The organism is Minwuia sp. IMCC3009, from assembly GCF_029909415.1.
Taxonomy (GTDB): domain Bacteria; phylum Pseudomonadota; class Alphaproteobacteria; order Minwuiales; family Minwuiaceae; genus Minwuia.
In genome coordinates this window covers 983730-1008249 of the sequence record NZ_CP123781.1, presented here as the reverse complement: position 1 = coordinate 1008249, position 24520 = coordinate 983730, and the positions used below count along the sequence as shown (strand labels likewise).

Below are 24520 nucleotides of genomic sequence, written 5' to 3'. Positions count from 1 at the left end.
AAGGTCGGCGGTCAGTTCTCCGCCGCGACCCGTTCAGATCATTTCGACTGGATATAGGTCGCATGTCCAGTCCGGACAACGCGGGCAATCCCCAGCACCGTGATCTCCGCCGCGCCCGCGCGCTTCAGGACCCGGGCACATTCCGAAACGGTCGCGCCGGTGGTGATCACATCATCGACCAGAACCACATGCGCCCCGGAAACGCGCGCCTTGTGCGCCGGATTGACGGCAAAGGCGCCGCGCAGGTTGCGGCGCCGTCCCGCGCCGCTCAACCCGCCCTGGGTGCGCGTGGGGCGGGTGCGCAGCATCAGGTCCGGCACGCCCGGCACACCGGCATCCCGGGCCAGCAGGTCCGCGACCAGTGTCGCCTGGTTGTAGCGTCGGTGCAGCAGGCGGCGCGGATGCAGCGGCACCCCGGTGACGATATCCGCCTGTGCCAGCCAGGGCTGACCGGCACGCGCCACCAGCCGGGCCAGCCCCACCGCCCGATCTGTCCGGTCACCATGCTTGAAGCCCAGCAGCGCGTCGCGGATTCGGTCGTCGTAGCGGGCGGCAGCACGGGCGCGGGTAAAGGGCGGCGGGTCTGCGGCGCAGGCGCCACAGATTCGCTCCGGCGCGCCCGCAAACTCGAACGGCAGACCGCAGAGGGCACAGAGCGGATCCGTGATCAGGTCGATCTGGCTGAAGCAGCGCGGGCACAGCCGACCCGGTTCCGCCACCTGCCGGTCGCAGGCAAGGCATTGCGGTGGCAACAGCAGGTCAAGCGCCCTGCGCGCCCACTGCCTCGCCCCTGCCCTGATCGCGGCCTGCTCCATCCGGCGATTGTCCGACAGGGGCAGGATGGTTGCAACGCATGACGCCGGGCGGCATATGCTGCACGCCATGAACACGGTTCCCGAAGGCATGGACGTCTTTGATCGCGCGCTGCACCGGCGACACCGGGCGCGGGCGGCGTCGGGCTTTGACGCGCACGGCTTCCTGTTTCGGGAAGTTGCCGAAAGGCTGGCTGACCGTCTGATGGATGTGGACCGGACCTTCGCGCGGGCGCTGGTTGTCGGCGGACGCGGCGGTCTGCCGCCGGAACTGGTCGGCCCGGGGCGCAAGGTCGAGAGCAGGATCACGATGGATCTTGCACCTGCCTTCGCGGCCCCCGGACCGGGACTGGTGGGGGACGAGGAGTTCCTGCCGATTGCCGAAGCGTCCGTCGATCTGGTCTTCAGCGTGCTGTCGCTGCACTGGGTGAATGACCTGCCGGGCGCGCTGGTCCAGTTGCGCCGGGCCCTGAAACCGGACGGGCTGCTGCTGGTCGCGATCCTTGGCGGCGATACCCTTTTCGAACTGCGCCAGTCCCTGATGGACGCGGAACTGGAGATCGAGAACGGCGTCAGCCCGCGGGTCTCGCCATTTGCCGACATCCGCGATGCCGGGGCACTGCTGCAGCGCGCCGGGTTCGCCCTGCCGGTCACCGACAGCGACACGATCACGGTCAGCTATGGCACCCCGTTCCGTCTGCTGCAGGACCTGCGCGGCATGGGGGAGCAGAATGTGGTTCACCAGCGACGCCACACCTTCCTGCGCCGGGAGACCCTGATGCGTGCCATGGCACTCTACGGGGAGAAGTTCGCCGGCCCCGATGGTCGCGTCCCGGCAACGTTTCAGGTCATCCAGATTACCGGCTGGACCCCTGACGCGTCGCAGCAGCAACCCCTGCGACCGGGCAGTGCCGTTGCGCGTCTGGCCGAGGCGCTGGGCGACAAGGAGACCAAGATTTGAGCGTGAAACGGATCGTCGCGAACATCGCGACCGACTGTCCCGGAGATGCGGATTCCTTCTACGGCGACATTCTGGGTCTGGTGAAGGTCATGGATCAGGGCTGGATCAGCACCTTCGCCACCGCCCCCGGTTCGCCGCAGCAGGTCAGCTTCGCATCCGGTGGCGGGTCAGGCACCGGGGTTCCGGATCTGTCGATCGAGGTGGATGATCTGGACGGGCTGTACCAGCGCATGGTCGAAGCAGGCGTGAAGATCGAATACGGCCCCGTGAGGGAACCCTGGGGTGTCAGGCGGTTCCATGTCCGCGACCCCTTCGGCAGGCTGCTCAACATCCTGTCACACGCCGACTGAACCCCGCCGCGCCTCGAACCCGCATCTCAGGTCCGCGTCTTCAGTCCGCGCCCTGTGCGTTCAGCCTGATCTCCCGCGCCAGCAAGCCCTTCTGGCTGCGCTGGACCATCACACGCAGGGTTTCCCCCGGTTGCACGACGGTCAGGCCGACGCGCCGCAGTGTTTCGATGTGAATGAAGACATCCGGGTCATCGTCGCTGATGCTCAGAAAGCCATAGCCCCGAATGCGGTTGAACCATTTCACCGTGGCGACATGTTCCTCCAGCGGTGAATCATCATTCGCACCGGACCCGCGACCACGACCCGGAGCGACCGAATCGGAACCGGACGGGTTTGCGGATGCAACCGCGGGGCTGCCTGCCTGCATCTGCTGGGGGGTCTGGTCGACGGCCTCCCGATTGGCCGGACGGACCTGCAGCACCGTATGCGCCTGCAGGCCGCGCGGGCCTTCCGTGGCCTCGCACCAGATCTCCGCGCCCTCATCGATGAATGAAAGTCCCGCCTTGCGCAGGCATGACAGATGCAGGAACACGTCCCGCCCGTCCGATGCCGTGACAAAGCCGTAACCCTTTACGTAATTGAACCACTTGAGGTGACCGCGCACTTCCATCGCAGCCGCATCTATCGTGCGTTCCCCTGCCTCATTCCCCCACATCGCGCTACCATCTGCCTGTTACGCTTTTCTTTCAGGCTAACAGTCCGGTGCCGTGGGGACAAACAATACCGTGATCACCATCACGCCCCTGCTCCGTTGTTGCGTCACTGGCTATCGTCAAGCTAGGTTGCGGCCATCGAAACGTCGGGCCGGAAACAAGGCGTCAGGAGGGGGCATTCGTGGGTCGAGCTCTGGGATTGCTGGTCGTTCTGGCCGCGACATGGCTCCTGTTGTCAGGCATCTACGACCACGCATTGCTGTTCTGGCTCGGTGCGGCTTCCTGCCTGCTCTGCGTCCTGATCGCCTGGCGCATGGACGTGGTGGATCATGAAGGCACGCCGCTGGAACTGGGTTGGCGCATCATCGTCTACTGGCCCTGGCTCTTCATCGAGATCGTGAAGGCGAATATCGACGTCATCCGCCGCCTGCTGCGTGCGAATCCCGATATTTCCCCCACGCTCGTGCGCTCCCGGACGATGCAGCGCACCGACCTCGGCCGGGTCATCTACGCCAACTCGATCACCCTGACGCCGGGGACCCTGTCCATCGACATCGACGACGGCAAGGGCATCCTGGTCCACTCCCTGTCGCGGGAGGGAGCGGAAGGCGTGTTGAGCGATGACATGAATCGCCGCTGCGCCGCGCTGGAAAGCGACCGGCTGCATCGGCGGGCGCAGGAGGACCAGACACCATGATCTACGGTGTTGCCGCACTGGGACTGCTCGTCGCGATGCTGTTTGCCATCATCCGCGCGCTGCTCGGCCCCACACTGATGGACCGCGTCATGGCCGCGAACATGTTCGGCACCAAGACCGTGCTGCTGCTCGCCGTCATGGGCTATCTGGCGGGCAGGCCCGAATTTCTGGACCTGGCCCTTGTCTATGCCCTGATGAACTTCATCAGCATCATCGCCGTGCTGAAGTACTTCCGGTACCGCGACCTCGGCCAGTCCCGGGTGAGGTCATGATGGACTGGCACGTCATTGCCTCCGGCGTGCTGGTGATCTCCGGCGCGTTCCTGACGGTCGTCGGTGCCTACGGCACACTGCGCCTGCCGGACGTCTACACCCGTCTGCATGCCGCCAGCATCACAGACACGCTCGCCACCTTCCTGGTTCTGGCCGGACTGGCGATACCGTCGCTGGTTGCCGGTGAATGGCTGATTGCGGTCAAGCTGCTGCTCGTCCTGATCTTCCTCTGGTTCACCAGCCCCATCGCGTCCTACTCCATCGGACACGCGGCCTTCTTCGCCGCGCAGAAGCCGAAGCTGGATCATGACCTGACCGATGGTGAAGGGGACAAGGCATGAGTGTCGGCGAGTGGGAAGCCCTGATCAACGTCGTCCTGCTGGGTCTGCTGCTGGTGGTGACCTTCGGCATCATCCGGCTGCGCAACCTGTTCGGCGTCGTGATGCTGGCCGGCATCTACAGCCTGCTGATGGCCATGGTCTTCACCCTGCTGGATGCGGTCGATGTCGCCTTCACGGAGGCGGCTGTGGGTGCAGGCGTCTCCACCATCCTGTCACTGGGAACACTGGCCCTGATCGACAGCCGTCGCGAGAAGATTCCCTTCCGGTTCCAGTTCACGCCAATGCTCGTGGCACTGGTCACGGGTGCCGTGCTGCTCTGGGGCATGCAGGACATGCCGGACGTCGGCGCGGCAGGCACGCCCACTCAGGTGCATGTCGCGCCCTACTACATCGAACGGACTCCAGTGGAGATCGATGTCCCCAATATCGTTACCGCCGTCCTCGCCAGCTATCGCGGTTTCGATACGCTCGGGGAGGTCACGGTGATCTTCACGGCTGGAATCGGCGTGATGATGCTGCTCTCCTCCATGCCGGTCATCGGCGCACGACGGCGCCGTCGGCGGAACGGTGATGATCAGGGGAATGACACCTGATGATCGAGCATCTGGTCCCGCGCATCCTCGCCAAGCTGCTGATTCCTTTCATTCTCCTGTTTGGTCTCTATGTCCAGTTCCATGGTGATTTCGGCCCCGGCGGCGGTTTCCAGGCTGGGGTGATCTTCGCGGCTGGCATCATCCTCTATGCGCTGATCTACGGCCTCGACCGGGCCCGCCGGGTGGTCACGCCGGGTCTGGTGTCCTTCCTGGTCGCATTCGGCCTGCTGATCTACGCCGGGGTGGGGGTCGCGACACTGCTGCTGGGGGCCGAGTTCCTGAACTACAGCGCGCTGGACAGCCACGATCCGGTGCATGGCCAGCACCTGGGCATCCTGATCATCGAGTTCGGGGTCGGCGTGACCGTCGCCGCCGTCATGATCACGATCTTCTATCAGTTCGCGGGACGCCTGCAGGTCACGCGCGAACTGGAAAGCGACGAGGCAGATGACGAGGATGAGGAAGAAATGACGGGGTCGCCGCAATGATGGAGTGGCTCGGTCAGTTCAACTATTACGTCTTCGCGATCCTGATGACGGCCGGGGTCTACATCGCGATGAGCCGTGGCAACCTGGTGAAGAAGGTCGTTGGCCTGAACATCTTCCAGGCCAGTGTCTTCCTGCTCTACATCAGCTCCGGCAAGATCTGGGGCGGCACCGCGCCGATCCTGGGGGATGGTCTGACGCAGCCGATCTCCAACCCCCTGCCGCACGTGCTGATCCTGACCGCCATTGTCGTGGGCATCGCCACGACCTCCATCGGACTCGCCCTGATCGTGCGGATCAAGGAAGCCTATGGCACCGTCGAGGAAGACGAGATTGCCGAGGCCGAAGCGCTCTACGAGGAAGAGCTGATGCGGGCTGAAGAGGCATGAGCACCGCCGCCAGCGCCGGTTTCAGCCTGATGGCCAACCTGCCCGCGCTGCAGGTCGTGGTGCCCATGGTCGCGGCCCCGATCTGTACCTTCCTGAGGTTCCGCAATGGTCCCTGGGCCTTTGCCCTGCTGGTCAGCGCCGCGACGTTCTGGATTTCGGCGAACCTGCTGATGCAGGTACTTGGCGGTGACGTGATCTCCTACGAGATGGGTGGCTGGGCGCCGCCCTTCGGAATCGAGTACCGGGTCGACACGATCAATGCCTTCGTGCTGCTGATCGTCAGCGGTATCTCGCTGATCGCCCTGCCCTATGCCCTGCGGTCGGTGGAGCGGGAGGTGCCACGCGACAAGCATCACCTGTTCTATGCCGGATGGCTGCTGTGCCTTTGCGGGATGCTCGGCATCACGATCACCGGCGATGCCTTCAACATCTTCGTCTTCCTGGAGATATCCTCGCTCTCCACCTACATGCTGCTCGCCTCAGGCCGTGATCCACGGGCGCTGACGGCGGCGTTCCAGTATCTTGTGCTGGGCACACTGGGCGCGACCTTCATCCTGATCGGTGTGGGCCTGCTGTACATCATGACCGGCACCCTCAATATCGCCGACCTGGCCGAGCGTCTCGGGCCCGTATCCGACACCACATCCGTCAGGGCCGCCGCCGCCTTCCTGACAGTGGGCATCGCGCTGAAGTTCGCCCTGTTCCCGGCGCATTTCTGGCTGCCGAACGGCTATGCCTACAGTCCCAGTGCGGTCGGTGTGTTCCTGTCGGCGACGGCCACCAAGGTCTCGATCTACGTTCTGCTGCGGTTCCAGTTCACTGTCTTCGGCGAGATTCCGGCCTTCGCCGATCTCGATTTCGCCACCCTGCTTCTGCCTTTCGCGGTCGTGGCCTTCCTTGTCGGCTCGACCGTCGCGATCTTCCAGACAGACCTGAAACGGCTGCTCGCCTGGTCGTCCATCGCGCAGATCGGCTACATGGTCGCCGGTATCGGCCTGGGCGGCGTCGACGGCCTGACCGCCGGTATCGTGCATCTGTTCAACCATGCGATCACCAAGGCAGCCCTGTTCATGGCCGCGGGTGCATTCTTCCTGCGTGTCGGATCGATGCATATCGACAGGCTGGCCGGGATCGGCAAGACCATGCCCTTCACCACGCTGGCCTTCGTCCTGTCGGGCCTCAGCCTGATCGGCGTGCCGACAACCGTCGGCTTCATCTCCAAGTGGTACCTGATCCTGGCGGCCCTGCAGCACGGTACGGCGGGCTACGCGATTGCCGCCATGGTGCTCGCCAGTTCCCTGCTCGCCGTGATGTATGTCTGGCGCATCGTGGAGGTGGCCTATTTCCGCGACCCCGCTGCCAATCAGGAGATCACGGAGGCACCGCTGTCGATGCTGCTGCCGCTGTGGGCGCTGACTATCGGCTGCTTCTATTTCGGGCTGGAGACCGGATACTCCGTTGATATTGCCCGTGCCGCCGCGCAGTCGCTGCTGGGGGTCACGCCATGAGCATCGAGACCCATATCCAGCTTGCGCTGCTGATCCCGATCATCGGCCTGGTCGGCATCGTGCTGACCGGACGCATTCCGAACCTGCGGGAGGCGGTGACGCTGGTCACCGCCACGGCGAACGCGATCAATGTCTGGTCGATCTTTCCCGCGATCCAGGCCGGCGCGCGCCCGTCCGTCACCCTGTTCGAACTGCTGCCCGGCCTGACCATCAACTTCACGGTGGAACCGCTGGGGATGATGTTTGCCGCCATCGCGTCGACGCTGTGGATCGTCAATTCGATCTATTCCATCGGCTACATGCGCGGCAACAAGGAGACCAGCCAGACCCGGTTCTATGCCTGTTTCGCCCTGTCGATCAGTGCCGCCATCGGCATCGCCTTCGCAGGCAACCTGCTGACCCTGTTCATCTTCTACGAGATCCTGACGCTGTCGACCTATCCACTGGTGACGCACAAGGGGACGGAGGACGCGAAGCGTGGCGGCCGCACCTATCTCGGCATCCTGATCGCCACCTCCATCGGCCTGCAACTGCCGGCGATCATCTGGACCTGGAACCTGACCGGAACCCTGGACTTCGTGCCGGGCGGAACCTTGACCGGCAAGGTGCAGGGGCTGTCGGCAGGTCTGCTGCTGGCGCTCTACATGTACGGCGTCGGCAAGGCAGCGCTGATGCCGATCCACAAGTGGCTGCCCGCGGCCATGGTCGCGCCGACCCCCGTTTCCGCCCTGCTGCATGCGGTGGCGGTGGTGAAGGCCGGCGTCTTCACGGTCATCAAGATCATTGTCTATGTCTTCGGTCTGGAACTGATCACGACGGAAAGCGCCACCAACTGGCTGATCTATGCCGCTGCGATCACCCTCACCCTCGCCAGCCTGATCGCCATGAACCAGGACAACCTGAAACGCAGGCTGGCCTATTCGACAGTCAGCCAGCTTTCCTATGTCATCCTGGGCGCAGCGCTGGGCACGGCAATGGGTGTCGTCGGCGGCGGCATGCACATCGCCATGCACGCCGCAGGCAAGATCACGCTGTTCTTCTGCGCCGGTGCAATCTACGTCGCGCTGCACAAGACGGAGATCTCCGACATGAAGGGCATCGGGCGGATCATGCCGGTGACGATGTTCTGCTTCATGATCGGTGCGCTGTCGGTGATCGGCATTCCGCCACTGGGCGGATCCTGGTCGAAGTTCCTGCTGATGGTGGGTGCCGCGGATGCCGGGTTCCAGTTCATCATTGGGGTGCTGATCCTGAGTTCGCTGCTGAACGTCGCCTATCTGATGCCGATTCCGCTGCGCGGTTTCATGCTGCGGCCACCGGGTGCCGGTGACGGCCCCGTGAAGGTGCAGGAGGCGCCGCTGGCCTGCCTGATCGCCACCTGCATCACTGCGGCATTGACCGTCGTGCTGTTCTTCATGGCGCAGGAGATCTTCGACTTCCTGCTGCCCATCACCATGACCGGAGGCGGCCAATGAGCGCGTCACCCGATTTCAGGGAGCCGGAGAAATACGCCCTGGACCGTCCGGCGGTGGTGCAGCGGCTCTATCATGTGCTGATCGGTCTCTGCGTGCTGCTGGGGCTGGCGGACATCGCGGACATGCTCTGGCATGTCTATCACAAGCACGGCTATTTCGATGTCGAGTACCTGCCGAACTTCTACGGCTTCTTCGGCCTGCTGGGATGCATCGTTCTGGTGCAGCTGTCGAAACTGCTGCGCAAGGCCGTGATGCGGGATGAGGACTATTACGACGATGATGTGGACTGATCTGCCGCCAGGACTGATCCTGCTGCTCGGCGGTGTCCTCGCCGCCGTGCTGCCGCACCATGGCCGCAAGGTCCTGATGCTGGTGCTGCCGTTTGTCGGCTTCTGGCAGCTGATCGACGTGCCGAACGGCGATCATGCGGTCATGACCCTGTTCGGCGCCGAACTGGTCGGCAGCCGTATCGACAGCCTGTCCCTGGTCTGGGGCTACATCTTCTACATCGCGGCCCTGATCGCGGGAATCTTCCACCTGCATGTGCGCGACCGGATGCAGGATGTCGCCGCGCTGACCTACATGGGCTCGGCCGTTGGTGCCATCTTCGCCGGCGACCTGATCAGCCTGTTCATCTACTGGGAGCTGACGGCTGTCACCTCCGTCTTCCTGATCTTCGCCAATCGCACCGATGCCAGCTTCCGTGCCGGTATCCGCTATCTGATCGTCCAGATTGCCTCCGGCGTGCTGCTGCTGGGCGGGCTGATCATCCACTGGCGCGGCACGGGGTCGGTCGAGTTCGGCAACATCGGTCTCGACGCACCGGGCGGATTGCTGATCTTCCTCGGCTTCGGCATCAAGGCTGCCTTCCCGCTGCTTCATAACTGGCTGCAGGATTCCTACCCGCAGGCGACGGTGACGGGCACGGTCATCCTGTCGGCCTTCACCACCAAGATGGCGATCTATACCCTGGCGCGCGGCTTCCCGGGGCAGGAGGAACTGATCTGGATCGGCGTCGTCATGACCGCGTTCCCGATCTTCTACGCGCTGGTGGAGAACGACCTGCGCAAGGTGCTGGCCTACAGCCTGAACAACCAGCTCGGCTTCATGGTCATCGGCATCGGCATCGGCACGGAACTGGCGTTGAACGGTGCCGCTGCCCAGGCCTTCTCCCACATCCTCTACAAGGGGCTTCTGTTCATGACGATGGGCGCGGTCCTGTACCGGGTCGGCACCGTCAAGGCGACAGAACTCGGCGGGCTCTACAAATCCATGCCGATGACGGCCGGATTCTGCATCGTCGGTGCGGCGTCGATGGCGTTCCCGCTGTTCTCCGGCTTCGTTTCCAAGTCGCTCATCATCTCGGCGGCTGCCGGGGAAGGCATGTGGTTCGTCTGGGCGATGCTGCTGTTCGCCTCTGTCGGCGTATTCGTCACCACGGGCATCAAGATTCCCTACTTCGCGTTCTTCGCCTGGCCGAAGCAGACGCAGAAGACCTGCAACGAGGCACCTTTCAACATGTTGCTGGCAATGGGGGTCTCCGCGGCCCTCTGCATCGGCATCGGCCTCTTCCCGGGCTACCTCTATGACATCCTGCCCTATCAGACGGACTACGAGCCCTATACCGGCTCCCACATCGTGACGCAGATGCAGTTGCTGCTGTTCTCGGGGCTGGGTGTTGCCTGGCTGATGCGAACTGGCCTCTACCCGGCCGAGATGCGTTCGACCCTGCTGGACGCCGACTGGATCTTCCGCCGCGCCCTGCACCGGGTCTGGCGCGCGACAGTGGAATGGGGCACGGAGACTTCCGGTGCACTGACGGGTGGCATGCGCGGCTGGGTCAATAGCGTGATCGGGGTCGCCGGACAGTTGGGAGGTCCCGGCGGGCTGGTCAGTCAGACATCAAAACCGGGCACCGGCGTATTCTGGCTCACCGCGATGCTGGGTCTGTACCTGCTGGTCTTCGGCCTCTGAGGCTCAGAGTGTGTCCAGACGGTCGAGAATGCGTTCCGCATGGGCACGCAGGTCTTCACGCGTTTCCGCCTTCATCCGGTCCCAGGTGCTGTAGACCGGCCCCAGGCGCGGATTGCCGCGCAGCCTGTCCGCATTGCGGGCAAGGAAATCCCAGTACAGCGCGTTGAAGGGGCAGGCGCCTTCCCCCGTTCGTAGTTTCACGCTGTAGGTGCAGTCGCCGCAATAGTCCGACATGCGATTGATGTAACTGCCGCTGGCGGCATAGGGTTTCGAGCCCAGCAGCCCCCCGTCCGCGAACTGGCTCATGCCCAGCGTGTTCGGCAGTTCGACCCATTCGAAGGCATCGGCATAGACCGACAGGTACCACTCATGCACCTGCTGCGGACGGATTCCCACCAGCAAGGCAAACGTGCCCGTGACCATCAGGCGCTGGATATGATGCGCGTAGGCCTGACGCTTCGTCTGGTCGACCACGGCACGGACACACGCCATGCCGGTCTCCCCGGTCCAGTAGAAGGCAGGCAGGTCCCGCTCCGCCGCCAGATGGTTCACCTCCGCATAGTCCGGCATCTTCAGCCAGTAGATGCCACGCACATATTCCCGCCAGCCGATGATCTGGCGGATGAACCCCTCTGCAGCATTCAGCGGCACATCGCCATTCCGCCAGGCCCGCTCCACGCGCCGACAGAGGTCGAGCGGATCGATCAGGCCGACATTGATGCAGGGCGAGAGCACGGAGTGATACAGGAAGTCCTCTCCCTGCAGCATCGCGTCCTGATAGTCGCCGAAATGCGGCAGGGCCTCCGCCAGGAAGCGGTCGCGGGCCTGCTCCGCCTGCTCCCGCGTCACGGCGAACCAGAACGGCTCCAGATCACCGAACCCGTCGGGAAATTGCTCCGCCACAAGCTCCAGCACTGCCTTCGTCACATCGTCCGGGCGGGCCTGCGGGGGGCGGGGCATGAACAGATCGGTCTCCGCAGGCTTCCGGTTGTCCCTGTCGAAATTCCACTGCCCGCCCGCTGGCGTGTCACCGTCCATCAGCAGTCCGGTCTTCCGGCGCATCGCGCGATAGAAATACTCCATGCGCAGTTGCTTGCGGCCGGAAGCCCATTCGGCGAACTCCGCGCGGGAGCAGAGGAAGCGATTGTCCGGCAGGACATCCACAGGCAGACCGAGGGCATCCGGCCAGCCCGCGACCATCTCCGCGACGCGCCATTCCCCCGGTTCCGTCAGTCGTATCCTGTCCGGCGCATGGCGCTCTGCCGCCCGCGCGAGCTCGCCCGTGAAGCTGCCGGTGTTGTCGGCATCATCAAGCTTCACATAGTCGACCTGCCAGCCATCGCCGGAAAGCTCCGCCGCGAAGTGGCGCATGGCCGAGAGGATGAAGGCGATCTTCTTGCGGTGATGCGGGACGTAGGTCGTTTCCTCCGCAACCTCCACCATCAGCACCACATCCCGGGACCGGTCCGCTTCCGCCAGTGCAGGCAGACCCGGGCTGAGCTGGTCACCCATGATCAGGATCAGATTCTTCGTGGTCATGCAAAGCCCTGCACCGGATGAACCCCTGATACGGCCATCCCCGTCGCATGGGTCACCCGGACACCGTGACGGGTTGGCAAGCCGGGCATCGCGGTACAAGAATGCCGCGACACCGACCGGTACAGGAACCTGCGCGATGAAACTGCCCGACGGAATCCGGACCCGCGACCTGCCGGGCATCAACGGCCTGGACATGCGGGTGCTGGAGGCGGGGGACCCGGCCGACCCGCTGATCCTGTTGCTGCACGGCTTCCCCGAACTGGCCTGGAGCTGGCGCAAGGTCATGCTGCCGCTCGCGGCCCTAGGCTATCATGTCATTGCGCCGGACCAGCGCGGCTATGGCGGCACCACCGGCTGGGATGGGCGCTACGACGGCGACGTGCGCAGCTTCCGCATGATGAACCTGGCGCGGGATATTGTCTGTCTGGTGGCCGCGCTGGACCGGGATCAGGTCGCGGCGCTGGTCGGCCACGACTTCGGCTCCCCCGTCGCCGCGCACTGCGCCCTGCTGCGACCGGACATCTTCCGCTCGGTCGCCCTGATGAGCGCCCCCTATGCCGGACCGCCCGCACCGGACCGGGGTTCGGCGAAGCCCGATCTCGATGCGGCGCTGGCCGCTCTCGCCCGGCCCCGGAAGCACTATCAATGGTATTATTCGGAACCGCAGGCTGACCGCGACATGCTGGATGCGCCGCAGGGCCTGCATGATTTCCTGCGCGCCTATTATCACGCGAAGAGCGCCGACTGGCCGGGCAACCACCCCTTTCCGCTGACCGGCTGGACAGCGGATGAACTGGCCAAGCTGCCGACCTACTACGTCATGGACCGGGGCACGACCATGCCGGAGACCGTTGCGCCGGAAATGCCGACACCGGAGCAGGTCGCGGCATGCGACTGGCTGCCCGACGACGAACTCGCGGTCTATGCGCAGACCTACGCCCGCACCGGGTTCCAGGGCGGGCTGAACTGGTATCGCTGTGCCATCGACCCGGCCATCGGTGGCGAGATGGAGCTGTTCCACGGGCGCACCATCGATGTGCCCAGCACCTTCATCGCCGGGGCCGCCGACTGGGGCATCCAGCAGTCTCCCGGGGCGCTCGACAGCATGCAGGGTCCGCGCGTGACCAGCGACTTCCGGGGCCTGCACCTGATCGACGGCGCCGGGCACTGGGTGCAGCAGGAACAGCCGGAGGCGGTGGTTGCCGCGCTGACGGGCTTTCTGAAAGGGCTCACGCCATGAAGCTCAAGGGCCCCTGGAGCCGCGCGGAGACGGATGCCTTCCTGACCTCGACGACCGTTCCGCTGCGCCTGGCAGCCATCACCGAATCCGGTCGCCCGATGCTGGTATCCGTCTGGTTCGCGTGGGAGGACGGGGCGATCTGGTGCGCCTCCCCCATGCAGGCCGACATCGTCCGGGCGCTGCGCCACAACGATGCCTGCGCCTTCGAGGTTTCGGTGGAGGCACCGCCCTACTACGGCGTGCGCGGACAGGGCCGGGCAGAGATCCTGCCCGACGGCAAGGACCGGCTGCGCGACCTGCTGATCCGCCATGGCGGCGACCCGGAAAGCGACTTCGCCAGATGGCTGCTGGGTCGCGACATTGCGGAGGCCACCCTGCGCATCACCCCTGACCGGCTGAACAGCTGGGACTTCCGCAAGCGGATGGGCAACGCGTTCGACTGACCGCCTTTACCTTCCATTCAGCATGCTGCGCCGCACAATTGTCGCAGGCCTGTGTCGCGTGTTGACCAGCGAATGTCGCCGCCTAATATCCGCGGCGGGTCACGCCCCCCCAACGGGGCGCTTCGTTCTGGAAGGAACGCCATCATGAAGAAGCCAGAAGTGCGCCCTGCCGCGCCTCATTTCTCGTCCGGTCCCTGCGCCAAGCGCCCCGGATGGTCCCCTGAAATCTACGCCGATGCTCCGGTGGGCCGGTCCCACCGCGCCGCCATCGGCAAGGCACGCCTGAAGGAAGTGCTGGACCGCAGCCGCGCGATCCTGGGCCTGCCCGACGACTATCGCATCGCCATCGTTCCCGGTTCCGATACCGGCGCGGTCGAGATGGCCATGTGGTCGCTGCTGGGCCCGCGCCCGGTTGACATGCTGACCTGGGAAAGCTTCGGGGCCGGCTGGGTCACCGACGTGGTGAAGCAGCTTCGCCTCGACGACGCACGGGTCATCGAAGCGCCTTACGGGGAGATCGTTGACTTCGCGGAAGTCGATTTCGACCACGATGTCGTCTTCACCTGGAACGGCACCACCTCCGGCGTGCGTGTGCCCGACGGCAGCGGCATTCCCGCCGATCGCCAGGGGCTGACCATCTGCGACGCCACCTCAGCCGCCTTCGCCATGGACCTGCCGTGGGACAAGCTGGATGTGGTCACCTGGTCCTGGCAGAAGGTGCTGGGCGGCGAGGCTGCGCATGGCATGCTGGTGCTGAGCCCGCGCGCCGTGGAGCGGCTGGAGAGCCACACGCCTGCCTGGCCGATGCCGAAGATCTTCCGCCTGACCAAGGGCGGCAAGATCAATGAAGGCATCTTCAAGGGCGAGACCATCAACACCCCGTCGATGATCGCCGTGGAAGACCAGATCGACGCCCTGCGCTGGGCCGAATCCGTTGGTGGCCTGTCCGGGCTGATCGCGCGGGCGGAAGCCAACACGCAGGTCATCGCCGACTGGGTTGCGGCATCCGACTGGGCCGCCTTCCTGGCCAGGGATCCGGCGACGCGGTCGACCACCTCCGTCTGCCTGTCCATCACCGATGAATGGTTCACCGGACAGGACGAGAAGGCACAGGCCGCGAGTGCCAAGCGCATCGCGACCCTGCTGGAAGACGAAGGCGTGGCGCTGGACATCAACGGCTATCGCGATGCCCCGGCAGGCCTTCGGATCTGGTGCGGTGCCACCATCGAGGCTGCCGACGTGCAGGCCCTGGTGCCCTGGCTCGACTGGGCCTGGCAGCAGGTCCGCGCCGAGGCGTCCTGACGCGGCCCAGCCCGCTTCCCATCGAGTTCACGTGTACAGCATTCCCCGCCAGCGCGCGGGGAAGACGGAGACAGTTCAATGCCCAAGGTCCTGATTTCAGACAAGATGAGCCCCCTCGCCGCGGAAACGTTCAAGCGCATGGGCGTCGACTACGACGAGAAGACCGGCCTCAGCCCCGACGAGCTGAAGGCGATCATCGGAGACTATGACGGCCTCGCCATCCGGTCCGCCACCAAGGTGACGGCGGATATCCTGTCGGCCGCGACCAACCTGAAGGTCATCGGCCGTGCCGGTATCGGCGTCGACAATGTGGACATTCCCGCCGCCACGGCCGCCGGTGTCTGTGTCATGAACACGCCGTTCGGCAATTCCATCACCACCGCCGAACATGCCATCGCGATGATGTTCGCGCTGGCCCGCCAGATCCCGCAGGCCAATGCCTCCACGCACGAGGGCAAGTGGGAGAAGTCGAAGTTCATGGGTGTCGAGCTGACCGGCAAGACGCTGGGCATCATCGGCTGCGGCAACATCGGCGCCATCGCCGCCAGCCGCGCGCTGGGCCTGCGCATGAAGGTGGTGGCGGCGGATCCGTTCCTCAGCCCGGAACGCGCGGCGGAGATCGGGGTCGAGAAGGTGGAACTGGACGAGCTCTATGCCCGCGCCGACTTCATCTCCCTGCACACACCGATGACCGACCAGACCCGCAACATGATCAATGCCGAAAGCCTGGCGAAGATGAAGGACGGCGTGCGCATCATCAACTGCGCCCGTGGCGCCCTGATCGTGGAGCAGGACCTGAAGGATGCACTGGACTCTGGCAAGGTCGCAGGCGCGGCACTGGACGTATTCCAGAACGAGCCGGCGAAGGAGAACGTCCTGTTCAACCACCCGAACGTGGTGACGACCCCGCATCTGGGCGCCAGCACGACGGAGGCGCAGGTCAATGTGGCCCTGCAGGTGGCGGAACAGATGGCCGACTTCCTGGTCCACGGCGCGGTCACCAATGCGCTGAACATGGCCTCCGTCACGGCGGAGGAAGCACCGAAGCTGCGCCCCTACATGCAGCTGGCGGAGCAGCTGGGCGCCTTCATGGGCCAGACAGTGCGCACCGGCATCAAGTCGATCCGCATCGCCTATCAGGGCCATGTCGCGACCCTGAACGTTAAGCCGCTCTCGGCCATCGTCATCCAGGGCCTGCTGGCGCCGCTGCTGGACTCCGTCAACATGGTCAATGCGCCGGTGCTGGCCAAGGACCGCAACATCCGCATCGTCGAGGAGCGTGACGAGAACCCCGGCGACTACCAGACCGCCATCCGGGTCTATGTGGAGACGGGCAGCGGCACACGCTGCATCGGCGGCACCCTGTTCGCCGGCGAGAAGCCCCGCGTTGTCGAGATCGACAATATCGCCATGGAGGCGGAGATCGGCGCCAACATGCTGTACCTGCGCAACCACGACAAGCCGGGCTTCATCGGCCAGCTGGGCACCCTGCTGGGCGCGGCAGGTGTCAATATCGGAACGTTCCACCTTGGCCGTTCCAGTGCCGGCGGCGACGCCCTGGCCTTCATCGAGGTCGACGGGCCGGTGCCGGAGAACGTGCTGGGCCAGATCCGGCAACTGAAGGACTACGTGCAGCGGGCCGACTCGCTGAGCTTCTGAGACGGTCGCTACGGCACCGCATCCACCAAAGCGCCCGTCGGGGGATTGCCCCGGCGGGCGCTGCGTGTTGGACTGCCGACAGTAACCAAAACACGCGGAGCCGCAGCAAGATGATCGTCGAACAGATCTGGACCGGAAACAACTATCGGAACTTCAACTACCTGATCGTCTGCCCGGAGACCGGCGAGGCCATGGCCATCGATCCGCTGGATCACGAGAAGTGCCTGGCCAAGGCGAAGGAGAAGGGCTGGCAGATCACCCAGGTCCTGAACACGCACGAACATGGCGACCACACAGGCGGCAACCGCCAGGTCATTGCCGCCACCGGCGCGAAGCTGCTGGCCCACGCCAATGCGAAGGACAGCATTCGCGGCATCGACCGTGGGCTGGTGGCCGGCGACGTCATCAAGGTCGGCAAGACCGTGGAGATCGAGGCGATGGACACCCCCGGTCACACCATGTGCCACATCTGCCTGAAGACCCACACGGACCAGCCGTCCCTGTTCAGCGGCGACACGCTGTTCAACGCCGGGGCAGGCAACTGCCACAACGGCGGCCATCCGGAACAGATGTACGAGACCTTCGCGAAACAGCTCGACGTCCTGCCCGACGACACCCTGCTCTACCCGGGCCACGAGTATCTGATCGGCAACCTGAAATTCACACTGGACCGGGAACCCGACAACGAACGCGCCAGGGAACTGCTGGCAGAGGTCGAGAATCAGGACCCGGACCAGGCGCTGGTCACCACCATGGGGCAGGAGAAGGAGGTGAATACCTTCTTCCGCCTGCGCAGCCGCTCCGTGATCGAGGAACTGCGCAAGAGCTTCCCCGACCTGCCCGACGACCCGACCCCGCGCGAGGTCTTCCTGAAGCTGCGCGAACTGCGCAACAGCTGGTAGGGCTCAGCCAGGGGACACTTCGTCCTGCTTGTACAGGTGGTCCCGGACCGCCGCATTCGGTGCGAGATCGATGGCTCGCCGCAGCGCGGAGCCAGCCTCTTCGCGACGGCCCATGTCCCGCAGGAACCGTGCACGTGTGGCGTGATACAGGTGATAATCCAGCAGTGACGCCTCGTCGGGCACTGCCGCAAGTCCGGCGACCGGCCCCGCGACCTGTGCGACGGCGACAGCCCGGTTGAGCGCAACGATCGGATCGTCCGAGATCAGCACGAGCTGGTCATAGTGGTCCAGGATCACCTGCCAGTCGGTGTCCCGCCAGTGCGCTGACCGCGCATGTTCGGCAGCAATTCCCGCAAGAAGGTGCCAGACGGTCGGCGGCGCGGTCCCGAGCGACCTTTCGAGATGGCGCAGGCCGGTGCCGATCAGCCGACGGTCCCAGAGCGCACGATCCTGCCGCTCCAGATCGACCAGTTCCTCCCGCACCTGCCGTGCAGGCAGGCGTGCGGTCAGCAGATGGAACAGGGCGGCAAGCGCATGCACCTCGGGTGACGTGGTCTTCGGGTGTCCTGCCAGCAGGACGCAGAGCCGTGTGGCCTCGACACACAGTTCCTCTCGGATCCAGCGGGTCGGATCATTGGCACCATAGCCGCCATCGAACAGCAGGTAGAGCGTGTTGAGCACCGGATGCAGGCGAAGTGCCAGGTCGTTGCCAGCCAATGCAGTCAGGTCCCCGGCCTGCAACCCGCGCAACCTGGCCTTGCCCCGACTGATCCGCTGCGCCGCCGTGGCTTCGTCCAGCAAGAGCGCCGCGGCGATCTCACGGGTGCTGAAACCGCAGGCCAGGCGCAATGTCAGCGGAATCGCTGTCTCCGGCCCGTTCACGGGATCGCAGCACAGGAAAAGCAGCCGCAGTTCATCGTCTGCGACCAACAGGTCGTCCGGGGCCCGGCCATCGGCGACATCCGGCAGGGTGCCGGTCATGTCCAGGCGGTCCGCGCGGCGCAGACGGTCCAGCGCCAGCCGTGCCGCCACCCGCCAGAGCCAACCTGCAGGGTTGTCCGGAATGCCCTTCCAGGGCCACGTCTGGCAGGCGCGCAGCAGCGCCTCCTGCACGATATCCTCCACATCATCGACTGCGGAGGGACCGAACCGCCGGAGCAGGATCGCGGTCATGCGCCCCGACTCGCGGCGGAAGAGCCGGTCAGCCAGTTCCACCGCCGGAGAGTCGTGGGCCTGTACCATGATCAGTCGAACGTGTGGATCTGGCGGATCTCGACCGGTTTTCCGCGCTGCGCGTGGGGGCAGTCCCGGGCGATGGTCTCCGCCGCAGCGTAATCTTCGGCGACGATCAGGAAGTAGCCTCCGATCACGTCCTTGGTCTCGCTGTAGGGACCGTCGGATACGATCATCCCCTGCGCGCCGCTGCGGATGATCCGTCCCGGATCGTCGGTCAGCTTCTCCCCGCCTGTCAGATGCCCGGACTCGCGCCATTTTTGGCTCCAGGCACGGTAGCGCGCAATGATGTCCTGCATTTCGGCTGCGGAGAGCTCCGCATCCTCGCTGGCATCATCGTGCAGAAGCAACATGAACTGGCCCATTGCCGATCTCCCTTGATCTCGTTTCAGGATGGTACGGGCGATCATCGCCCGCTTCACCCCATGAGACGTCCAGGGAGACCGTTTCTCGACAGGTCCGCGAGAAGAATTTCACCCCGCCGCGATCTGGCGCGCGATGACGAGGCGCTGCACGTCGGAGGTGCCTTCGTAGATCTGGCAGACGCGGACATCGCGGTAGATGCGCTCCACCTCGTAGTCGGCGACATAGCCATAGCCGCCGTGGATCTGGATCGCGTCGGTGCAGACCTGCTCCGCCATCTCGGAGGCGAAGAGCTTCACCATCGAAGCCTCCGACAGGCAGGGCTCGCCGCGCTGCTTCAGGTCGGCGGCGTGGAACAGCATCTGGGTCGCGACCTCGATCCGGGTCTTCATGTCCGCCAGCCGGAAACCGACGGCCTGATGTTCGACGATGCTCTTGCCGAAAGCGGTGCGTTCGCGCGCGTAGGCCACCGCCTTCTCGTAGGCGGCGCGGGCCATGCCGATGGACTGACCGGCAATGCCGATCCGGCCCGTTTCCAGGTTCGCCAGGGCGATGCGATAGCCTTGGCCTTCTTCCCCCACCAGATTCTCCAGCGGGATCTCGCAATCCTCGAAGGCGATCTGACAGGTGTCGGAGCACCTCTGGCCAAGCTTCTGTTCCTTCGATGCCACCCGGTAGCCGGGCGTGTCGGTCGGCACCAGAAAGGCCGAGATGCCTCTCGACCCCTTCTCCGGATCAGTCACCGCGAAGACCAGTGCCACGCCGCCGATGGCGCCGGAGGTAATGAACTGCTTCACGCCATTCAGTACCCAGCGATCCCCCTTCCGTACCGCACGCGTGCGCAGGTTGGAGGCGTCGGAACCGGCCTGCGGCTCCGTCAGGCAGAAGGCACCGATGATCTCCCCGGTGGCCTGGGGGCGCAACCAGCGCTCCCGCTGGCTGTCGTTGCCGTAGCGCATCAGCGCGGCGCAGCAGGGCGAATTGTTGACGCTCATGACCGTGGAGACCGCGCCGTCCGCCGCCGCCACCTCCATCAGCGCCAGCACATAGGACGTCATGTCGGCCCCGGCACCGCCCCATTGCTCCGGCACCGTCATGCCCATCAGCCCAAGTCCCCCCATCTGGCGCAGCAGGTCCAGCGGCGGTTCACCCGTGCGGTCCCGTTCCATGGCGCCAGGGGCAAGCTCCCCTTGCGCGAAGGCGCGGGCCGCGTCGCGGATCATGGTCTGGTCTTCGGTCAACTGCATGGGATCATGCCTCCCGCAATGCCTGCGCTGCGGCACTGCCTGCCGCACGTCCGAAGACCGCACCGGACATCAGGCCGGTCCCGCCCGGATAGTTGTGATAGAAGATGCCGCCGACCAGTTCCCCCGCCGCATAGAGCCCGGGAATGGGCCGCTGGTCGGTATCGACCACCTGCGCCTCGTCCGTGACCCGCAGTCCGCCGAAGGTGAAGGTGATGCCGCAGGTCACCGCATAGGCCTCGAAGGGGCCTTCATCCAGGGTGTTGGCCCAGTTGCTCTTGGGCAGTGACAGGCCGTTGGTGCCGCGTCCGTCCTTCACGTTCGGATTGAAGGCCACGTCGGTCTGCACGGCGGCATTGTAGGCCGCGACCTCCGCCAGGAACCCCTCCGGATCAACGCCTTCCATCTGCGCCACCAGAGCTTCCAGCGTATCGGCCTTCGCCTTCGTCACCTGGCGGATGTGGTATTCGCCGCGCAGCAGGTGCGCGACCTTGGCATCGAAGACCTGCCAGGCAAACTGCCCCGGCTGCGCCAGCACTTCCCGGCCATAGCGGGCATAGGTGTAGTTGCGGAAATCCGCGCCCTCATCGACGAACCGGCGGCCATGGGCATTGACCATGATGCCGAAGGGATAGGAATGCTTCTGGAACTGGTCGCCCACGTCGAGGTCGCCGAACTCCGGCGCGTTGCGCTCCCAGCCCACGGCATGACAGCCGGACCAGTTGCCATAGGGGGCGGCACCGATATCCAGCGCCATGCGGATGCCGTCGCCGGTGTTGAAGCGGCTGCCGCGCACCTTGGCCAGTTCCCAGCCGGGACCGAGGTAGCGTGTGCGCCATTCGGGATTGGCCTCGAAGCCACCCGCCGCGACCACCACGGCGCGGGCCGGCATGTCTTCCGGCGCCCCCCCCTGGCGGCGTACACGGACGCCGGTGACCGCGACACCGTCGAACATCAGTTCGGTCGCCCGGGTCTCGTAGTGGACCTCGATACCCTGCGCCTCGGCGATGGCGGTCAGGGAATCGACCAGACCGGGGCCGCCGCCCCAGGCTTCGACCGTCAGACCACCCCAGAACTTGAACAGGCCATCGACCTTGAACGCCTGACGGCCATAGATCGGCACGAAGCGGACGCCCTTCTCCCGCATCCAGACCATCGTGTCCCGCGAACGGCGCACCAGCATCTCGCAGAGCTGCGGATCTGTGCGGTACTGGGTGACACGGAACATGTCGTCGAAGAACTGGTCCTCGGTATAGGTGCCGAAGTCCGTCGTGGCGATCTCCTCCTCCGACAGGTCGGGCATGACGGCCTGCAGATCGTTCAGCCCGTCGTAGGCGAAGCGGATCGCACCGGCGGTGAAGCGGCTGTTGCCCCCCGACTCCTCGCGCGGCGCGCGTTCCAGCACCGCAATGCGCTTCGCCCCGTTCTCCGCCGCGGCCAGAGCCGCGCAGAACGCGGCATTGCCCGCGCCCACGACAATCACGTCATGCATCAATTCAGTCTCCAGATCGGTCGGAATATTTCGCCTCTACCGTGCGAGATAGCGCGAAACCGCTTCCTCGTTCCAGTCGATACCGGCACCAGGCCGGTCCGGCGGCAGCGCATAGCCGTCCACGACCTCCAGCGGTTCCCGGATGACGGGGGCGGCCCAGTCGACGAATTCCAGCCAGTGCGCGGTCGGGGTGGTGGCCAGCATGTGGACACTGAACTCCGGGAACAGATGGCTGGAGATCGGCACCTCGGCAGCGGCACAGAGTTCCGCGGCCCGCAGCCAGTTGGTGACCCCACCGATCTTGGCCACGTCCGGCATCAGCAGATCGCCGGCGCCATCCCGGATCAGGCGCGCAATATCCATCGGGCTGCGCGCGTTCTCGCCGAGCTGGATCGGGGTGCTCGACCACTGGCGCAGGTCGGCGTAGCCGCCCACATCCTCCGCCGTCAGCGGTTCCTCGATCCATTCCAGCCCCATGTCGTCGATGGCCGCGAAACGCATCTTCGCCTGCGCACGGTTGAGCGACTGGTTGTAGTCGCACATGACCGGCATGCCCTCCGGCACCGCCTCCATCACCGCCGCCACCGTCATGACATCCGTTTCGATGTCCTCATAGCCCAGACGCACCTTCACCGCGCCGAAGCCCTCCGCCAGCTCTGCTGCTTCCGGTCCGGCCTTCTCCGGCCCGATCAGGCCGAGCCCGTTGGAATTGTAGGCCGCAACGGGCTGCGACGCGCCGCCCAGCACCCGATAGAGCGGTTCCTCCAGCCAGCGGGCGTGGGCATCCCAGACGGCCATGTCGATCCCCGCGACCACCCATCCGAGCAGGCCATCGACACCGGCGAGGCGAAGGCGACGGCACATGGTCTGGTGCACCGTGCGCGGACGCAGATCGACACCGGTCAGGTCATTGCCAAGCTGCTGCACCATGGAAACAAGTCCCGCCGACAGCATGGGGGAGACGGCGAAGATGTAGCTTCGCCCGACAACGCCCTTGTCCGTTTCCAGGTCGATGAGCACCAGTGGCGCTGTCGTGACCGATCCGCCGCCTGTCACGAGCGGGCGATTCATGGGGACATTGACCGCGCGGGCGCGGATGCTTTCGATGCGCATGGTTTTCACTCCTCCACCAGACGATCAGACTACGCCCCTTTCCCCCGCAATACGAGGTACACCGATGTTGTTGCTTGAACCCCGCCGCGACGATTTCGAGGCCGTGGCGCGTGACTTTCTCTCCCGCATGCCCGCATCCGCCACACTCGGTCTCGTACTGAGGGCCTTCGGTCCCGGTACCAGCGAGATCGAGATGCCGGTCGCGGCGGCACTCACCTTTGACGGGGCACATGTGCAGGGCGGTCTGGTCGGTGCCTTGCTGGATATCGCCGGAGGTGCCGCCGCCCTGACCCTGACCCCGGAAGAGCAAACGATCCGGACACTTGGATTCGAGACCCATCACCTCGGTCCCGCAGGTGGTGAAAGGCTTGTGGCCCGGGGAACGGTCATCAAGCCGGGACGCAACCAGGCCCTGAGCCGGGTGGATATTCACGCTGTCGATGGCAAGCGAGAGAGCCTGTGCGCGACCGGACTGGTCACCTCGTGCTGGGTGTCCCTGCCTGCCTGATTGCCGCAACGGCAGCTTCTCACTTGCGGCGGACGGCGTCTGTCACGAAGATGCCATCAACTCCGGGGAGGGAGCGATGATCAAATCCGTACTGACATTCCGGCGCCGCAAGGGCATGCCGGTCGATGAATTCCAGGACTACTGGCTGAATGAGCACCCGAAGGCGGTGCTGAAGCTGGATGGCCTGCAACGCTATACCCAGAATCATCCGTTGCCGCAGGGCTATGCGAAACGTGATCTGCCCGTGGACGGCATCGCGGAGACCTGGTGGCCGGATACCGAGACCATGAAGCGCAACATCACCAGCGCCGTCTGGCCGGAGCTGATCGCGGATGAGGAGAAATTCGTCGACCGTTCCACCATGAGCCTGCTGCTGGTGGAGGAACACGTGATGAAGGACGAACCGGTGGCCAGCGACGGCTTCAAGATCATCGAGATCCTGCACCGGCTGAAGCGTCTGTCGGTCGATCGGTTTCAGGATCACTGGCGGAATACTCACGGACCGCTGGGCGCGAGCATTCCCAACGTGCGCCGCTACATCCAGAACCACGCCAGGCTGAGCGCCTACATGGGCGGACGCGAACCGGATTGCGACGGCTTCGCCATGGTCTGGTTCAATTCCATGGCCGACATGCGCACATCACCTGAAAGCGCCGCCTACAAGGAGACCATCGCCGACGAGCCGAACTTCATCGATGGTGACCGGCTCGACTTCGTGATCACCAAGGAACATGTGATCCTCTAGCCTGGATTGGCCTCTCGGGCGTGGGGGCGGGGAGGTGCCGAAACATCTCCGCCGTCTCCCCATAACTCACGCCGTACCCGGACTAGATCCGGGTACCCCGCAGTGCCGCACGGACTGCGGAGACTGGGCTCTCGGGTCAAGCCCGAGAGCGACGTGGTGCTGGGCGGAGACGAACAAGACACCCGCGCCACCACCAACACGGACGTCGCCACCGGACTTGATCCGGT

Annotated in this window: 27 protein-coding genes; 19 read left to right on the top strand and 8 right to left on the bottom strand. The window is 65.0% G+C overall.

The genetic code is table 11. From position 1 onward, the window contains the following. Positions 1-38: 38 nt before the first annotated feature. Positions 39-884 (bottom strand): ComF family protein, encoded by an 846-nt coding sequence (locus tag QGV55_RS04735; RefSeq protein WP_281017998.1) that lies wholly within the window; start codon positions 882-884, stop codon positions 39-41. On the opposite strand from QGV55_RS04735, the gene QGV55_RS04730 reads away from it, so the two are divergent. Continuing rightward, complete coding sequence (locus QGV55_RS04730; RefSeq protein ID WP_281017999.1) at positions 883-1773, top strand: methyltransferase domain-containing protein; 891 nt, start codon at positions 883-885, stop codon at positions 1771-1773. The two genes, QGV55_RS04735 and QGV55_RS04730, sit on opposite strands and share 2 nt — an antisense overlap. After that, on the top strand, positions 1770-2123 hold the full coding sequence (locus tag QGV55_RS04725; protein WP_348637633.1) for a VOC family protein: 354 nt from the start codon (positions 1770-1772) through the stop codon (positions 2121-2123). Before QGV55_RS04730 ends, QGV55_RS04725 begins: the two co-directional genes overlap by 4 nt. Before the next feature lie 40 nt (positions 2124-2163). Here the strand turns inward: QGV55_RS04725 and QGV55_RS04720 are convergent, their stop codons facing one another. Next, positions 2164-2778 carry a cold shock domain-containing protein gene (locus tag QGV55_RS04720; RefSeq protein ID WP_281018000.1) on the bottom strand — a complete coding sequence of 205 codons (615 nt, stop codon included), beginning with the start codon at positions 2776-2778 and terminating at the stop codon, positions 2164-2166. A gap of 179 nt (positions 2779-2957) precedes the next feature. Here QGV55_RS04720 and QGV55_RS04715 point away from each other — a divergent pair, with 179 nt between their 5' ends. The 10 genes from QGV55_RS04715 to QGV55_RS04670 are packed head-to-tail and all read left to right on the top strand — an operon-like array spanning position 2958 to position 10510. After that, positions 2958-3473 carry a Na+/H+ antiporter subunit E gene (locus QGV55_RS04715; protein ID WP_281018001.1) on the top strand — a complete coding sequence of 172 codons (516 nt, stop codon included), beginning with the start codon at positions 2958-2960 and terminating at the stop codon, positions 3471-3473. Next, positions 3470-3745 carry a monovalent cation/H+ antiporter complex subunit F gene (locus tag QGV55_RS04710; protein WP_281018002.1) on the top strand — a complete coding sequence of 92 codons (276 nt, stop codon included), beginning with the start codon at positions 3470-3472 and terminating at the stop codon, positions 3743-3745. Before QGV55_RS04715 ends, QGV55_RS04710 begins: the two co-directional genes overlap by 4 nt. After that, positions 3742-4086 carry a monovalent cation/H(+) antiporter subunit G gene (mnhG, locus tag QGV55_RS04705; protein WP_281018003.1) on the top strand — a complete coding sequence of 115 codons (345 nt, stop codon included), beginning with the start codon at positions 3742-3744 and terminating at the stop codon, positions 4084-4086. The genes QGV55_RS04710 and mnhG overlap by 4 nt, the downstream gene beginning before the upstream one ends. Beyond that, a complete protein-coding gene (locus tag QGV55_RS04700; protein ID WP_281018004.1) occupies positions 4083-4679 on the top strand; it encodes a DUF4040 domain-containing protein in 597 nt (198 codons plus the stop codon). Before mnhG ends, QGV55_RS04700 begins: the two co-directional genes overlap by 4 nt. Next, entirely contained in the window at positions 4679-5167 is a 489-nt protein-coding gene (locus tag QGV55_RS04695) for a Na(+)/H(+) antiporter subunit B (protein WP_281018005.1), read from the top strand. Before QGV55_RS04700 ends, QGV55_RS04695 begins: the two co-directional genes overlap by 1 nt. Then, positions 5164-5553, top strand: coding sequence for a cation:proton antiporter subunit C (locus QGV55_RS04690; RefSeq protein ID WP_281018006.1), 390 nt, complete (start codon positions 5164-5166; stop codon positions 5551-5553). Before QGV55_RS04695 ends, QGV55_RS04690 begins: the two co-directional genes overlap by 4 nt. After that, a complete protein-coding gene (locus tag QGV55_RS04685; RefSeq protein ID WP_281018007.1) occupies positions 5550-7061 on the top strand; it encodes a monovalent cation/H+ antiporter subunit D family protein in 1512 nt (503 codons plus the stop codon). The genes QGV55_RS04690 and QGV55_RS04685 overlap by 4 nt, the downstream gene beginning before the upstream one ends. Further along, positions 7058-8536: a proton-conducting transporter membrane subunit gene (locus tag QGV55_RS04680; RefSeq protein ID WP_281023711.1), complete on the top strand. Its 1479-nt coding sequence runs from the start codon at positions 7058-7060 to the stop codon at positions 8534-8536. Before QGV55_RS04685 ends, QGV55_RS04680 begins: the two co-directional genes overlap by 4 nt. Next, positions 8533-8826: a hypothetical protein gene (locus QGV55_RS04675; RefSeq protein WP_281018009.1), complete on the top strand. Its 294-nt coding sequence runs from the start codon at positions 8533-8535 to the stop codon at positions 8824-8826. Before QGV55_RS04680 ends, QGV55_RS04675 begins: the two co-directional genes overlap by 4 nt. Next, complete coding sequence (locus tag QGV55_RS04670; RefSeq protein ID WP_281018010.1) at positions 8813-10510, top strand: Na(+)/H(+) antiporter subunit D; 1698 nt, start codon at positions 8813-8815, stop codon at positions 10508-10510. The genes QGV55_RS04675 and QGV55_RS04670 overlap by 14 nt, the downstream gene beginning before the upstream one ends. A 3-nt stretch (positions 10511-10513) precedes the next feature. Here the strand turns inward: QGV55_RS04670 and QGV55_RS04665 are convergent, their stop codons facing one another. Next, a complete protein-coding gene (locus QGV55_RS04665) occupies positions 10514-12049 on the bottom strand; it encodes a cryptochrome/photolyase family protein (protein WP_281018011.1) in 1536 nt (511 codons plus the stop codon). Between the two features lie 136 nt (positions 12050-12185). Between QGV55_RS04665 and QGV55_RS04660 the strand changes: the two genes are divergently transcribed. From QGV55_RS04660 to QGV55_RS04640, 5 genes are all read left to right on the top strand, one after another. After that, a complete protein-coding gene (locus QGV55_RS04660; protein WP_281018012.1) occupies positions 12186-13289 on the top strand; it encodes an alpha/beta hydrolase in 1104 nt (367 codons plus the stop codon). Next, the gene (locus tag QGV55_RS04655; protein ID WP_281018013.1) at positions 13286-13732 is read left to right on the top strand and encodes a pyridoxamine 5'-phosphate oxidase family protein; all 447 of its coding nucleotides are present in this window, start codon (positions 13286-13288) and stop codon (positions 13730-13732) included. Before QGV55_RS04660 ends, QGV55_RS04655 begins: the two co-directional genes overlap by 4 nt. 144 nt (positions 13733-13876) lie before the next feature. Continuing rightward, positions 13877-15034: a phosphoserine transaminase gene (locus QGV55_RS04650; protein ID WP_281018014.1), complete on the top strand. Its 1158-nt coding sequence runs from the start codon at positions 13877-13879 to the stop codon at positions 15032-15034. A 78-nt stretch (positions 15035-15112) separates the two neighbouring features. Then, positions 15113-16693 carry a phosphoglycerate dehydrogenase gene (serA, locus tag QGV55_RS04645; protein WP_281018015.1) on the top strand — a complete coding sequence of 527 codons (1581 nt, stop codon included), beginning with the start codon at positions 15113-15115 and terminating at the stop codon, positions 16691-16693. A 110-nt stretch (positions 16694-16803) separates the two neighbouring features. Then, a complete protein-coding gene (locus QGV55_RS04640; RefSeq protein ID WP_281020071.1) occupies positions 16804-17595 on the top strand; it encodes a hydroxyacylglutathione hydrolase in 792 nt (263 codons plus the stop codon). Between the two features lie 3 nt (positions 17596-17598). Here the strand turns inward: QGV55_RS04640 and QGV55_RS04635 are convergent, their stop codons facing one another. From QGV55_RS04635 to QGV55_RS04615, 5 genes are all read right to left on the bottom strand, one after another. Continuing rightward, a complete protein-coding gene (locus QGV55_RS04635) occupies positions 17599-18837 on the bottom strand; it encodes a DUF6596 domain-containing protein (RefSeq protein ID WP_281018017.1) in 1239 nt (412 codons plus the stop codon). Positions 18838-18839: 2 nt separating this feature from the next. Next, entirely contained in the window at positions 18840-19238 is a 399-nt protein-coding gene (locus QGV55_RS04630) for a YciI family protein (RefSeq protein ID WP_281018018.1), read from the bottom strand. Between the two features lie 63 nt (positions 19239-19301). Continuing rightward, positions 19302-20438 (bottom strand): acyl-CoA dehydrogenase family protein, encoded by a 1137-nt coding sequence (locus QGV55_RS04625; RefSeq protein ID WP_281018019.1) that lies wholly within the window; start codon positions 20436-20438, stop codon positions 19302-19304. A gap of 4 nt (positions 20439-20442) precedes the next feature. Next, a complete protein-coding gene (gene tcuA, locus QGV55_RS04620) occupies positions 20443-21927 on the bottom strand; it encodes an FAD-dependent tricarballylate dehydrogenase TcuA (protein ID WP_281018020.1) in 1485 nt (494 codons plus the stop codon). A 36-nt stretch (positions 21928-21963) separates the two neighbouring features. Then, entirely contained in the window at positions 21964-23040 is a 1077-nt protein-coding gene (locus QGV55_RS04615) for an enolase C-terminal domain-like protein (protein WP_281018021.1), read from the bottom strand. A gap of 64 nt (positions 23041-23104) precedes the next feature. On the opposite strand from QGV55_RS04615, the gene QGV55_RS04610 reads away from it, so the two are divergent. Together QGV55_RS04610 and QGV55_RS04605 are read left to right on the top strand one after the other, a co-directional pair. Next, complete coding sequence (locus QGV55_RS04610; RefSeq protein WP_281018022.1) at positions 23105-23548, top strand: PaaI family thioesterase; 444 nt, start codon at positions 23105-23107, stop codon at positions 23546-23548. Positions 23549-23624: 76 nt separating this feature from the next. Next, entirely contained in the window at positions 23625-24293 is a 669-nt protein-coding gene (locus QGV55_RS04605; protein ID WP_281018023.1) for an EthD domain-containing protein, read from the top strand. Positions 24294-24520 lie beyond the last annotated feature (227 nt).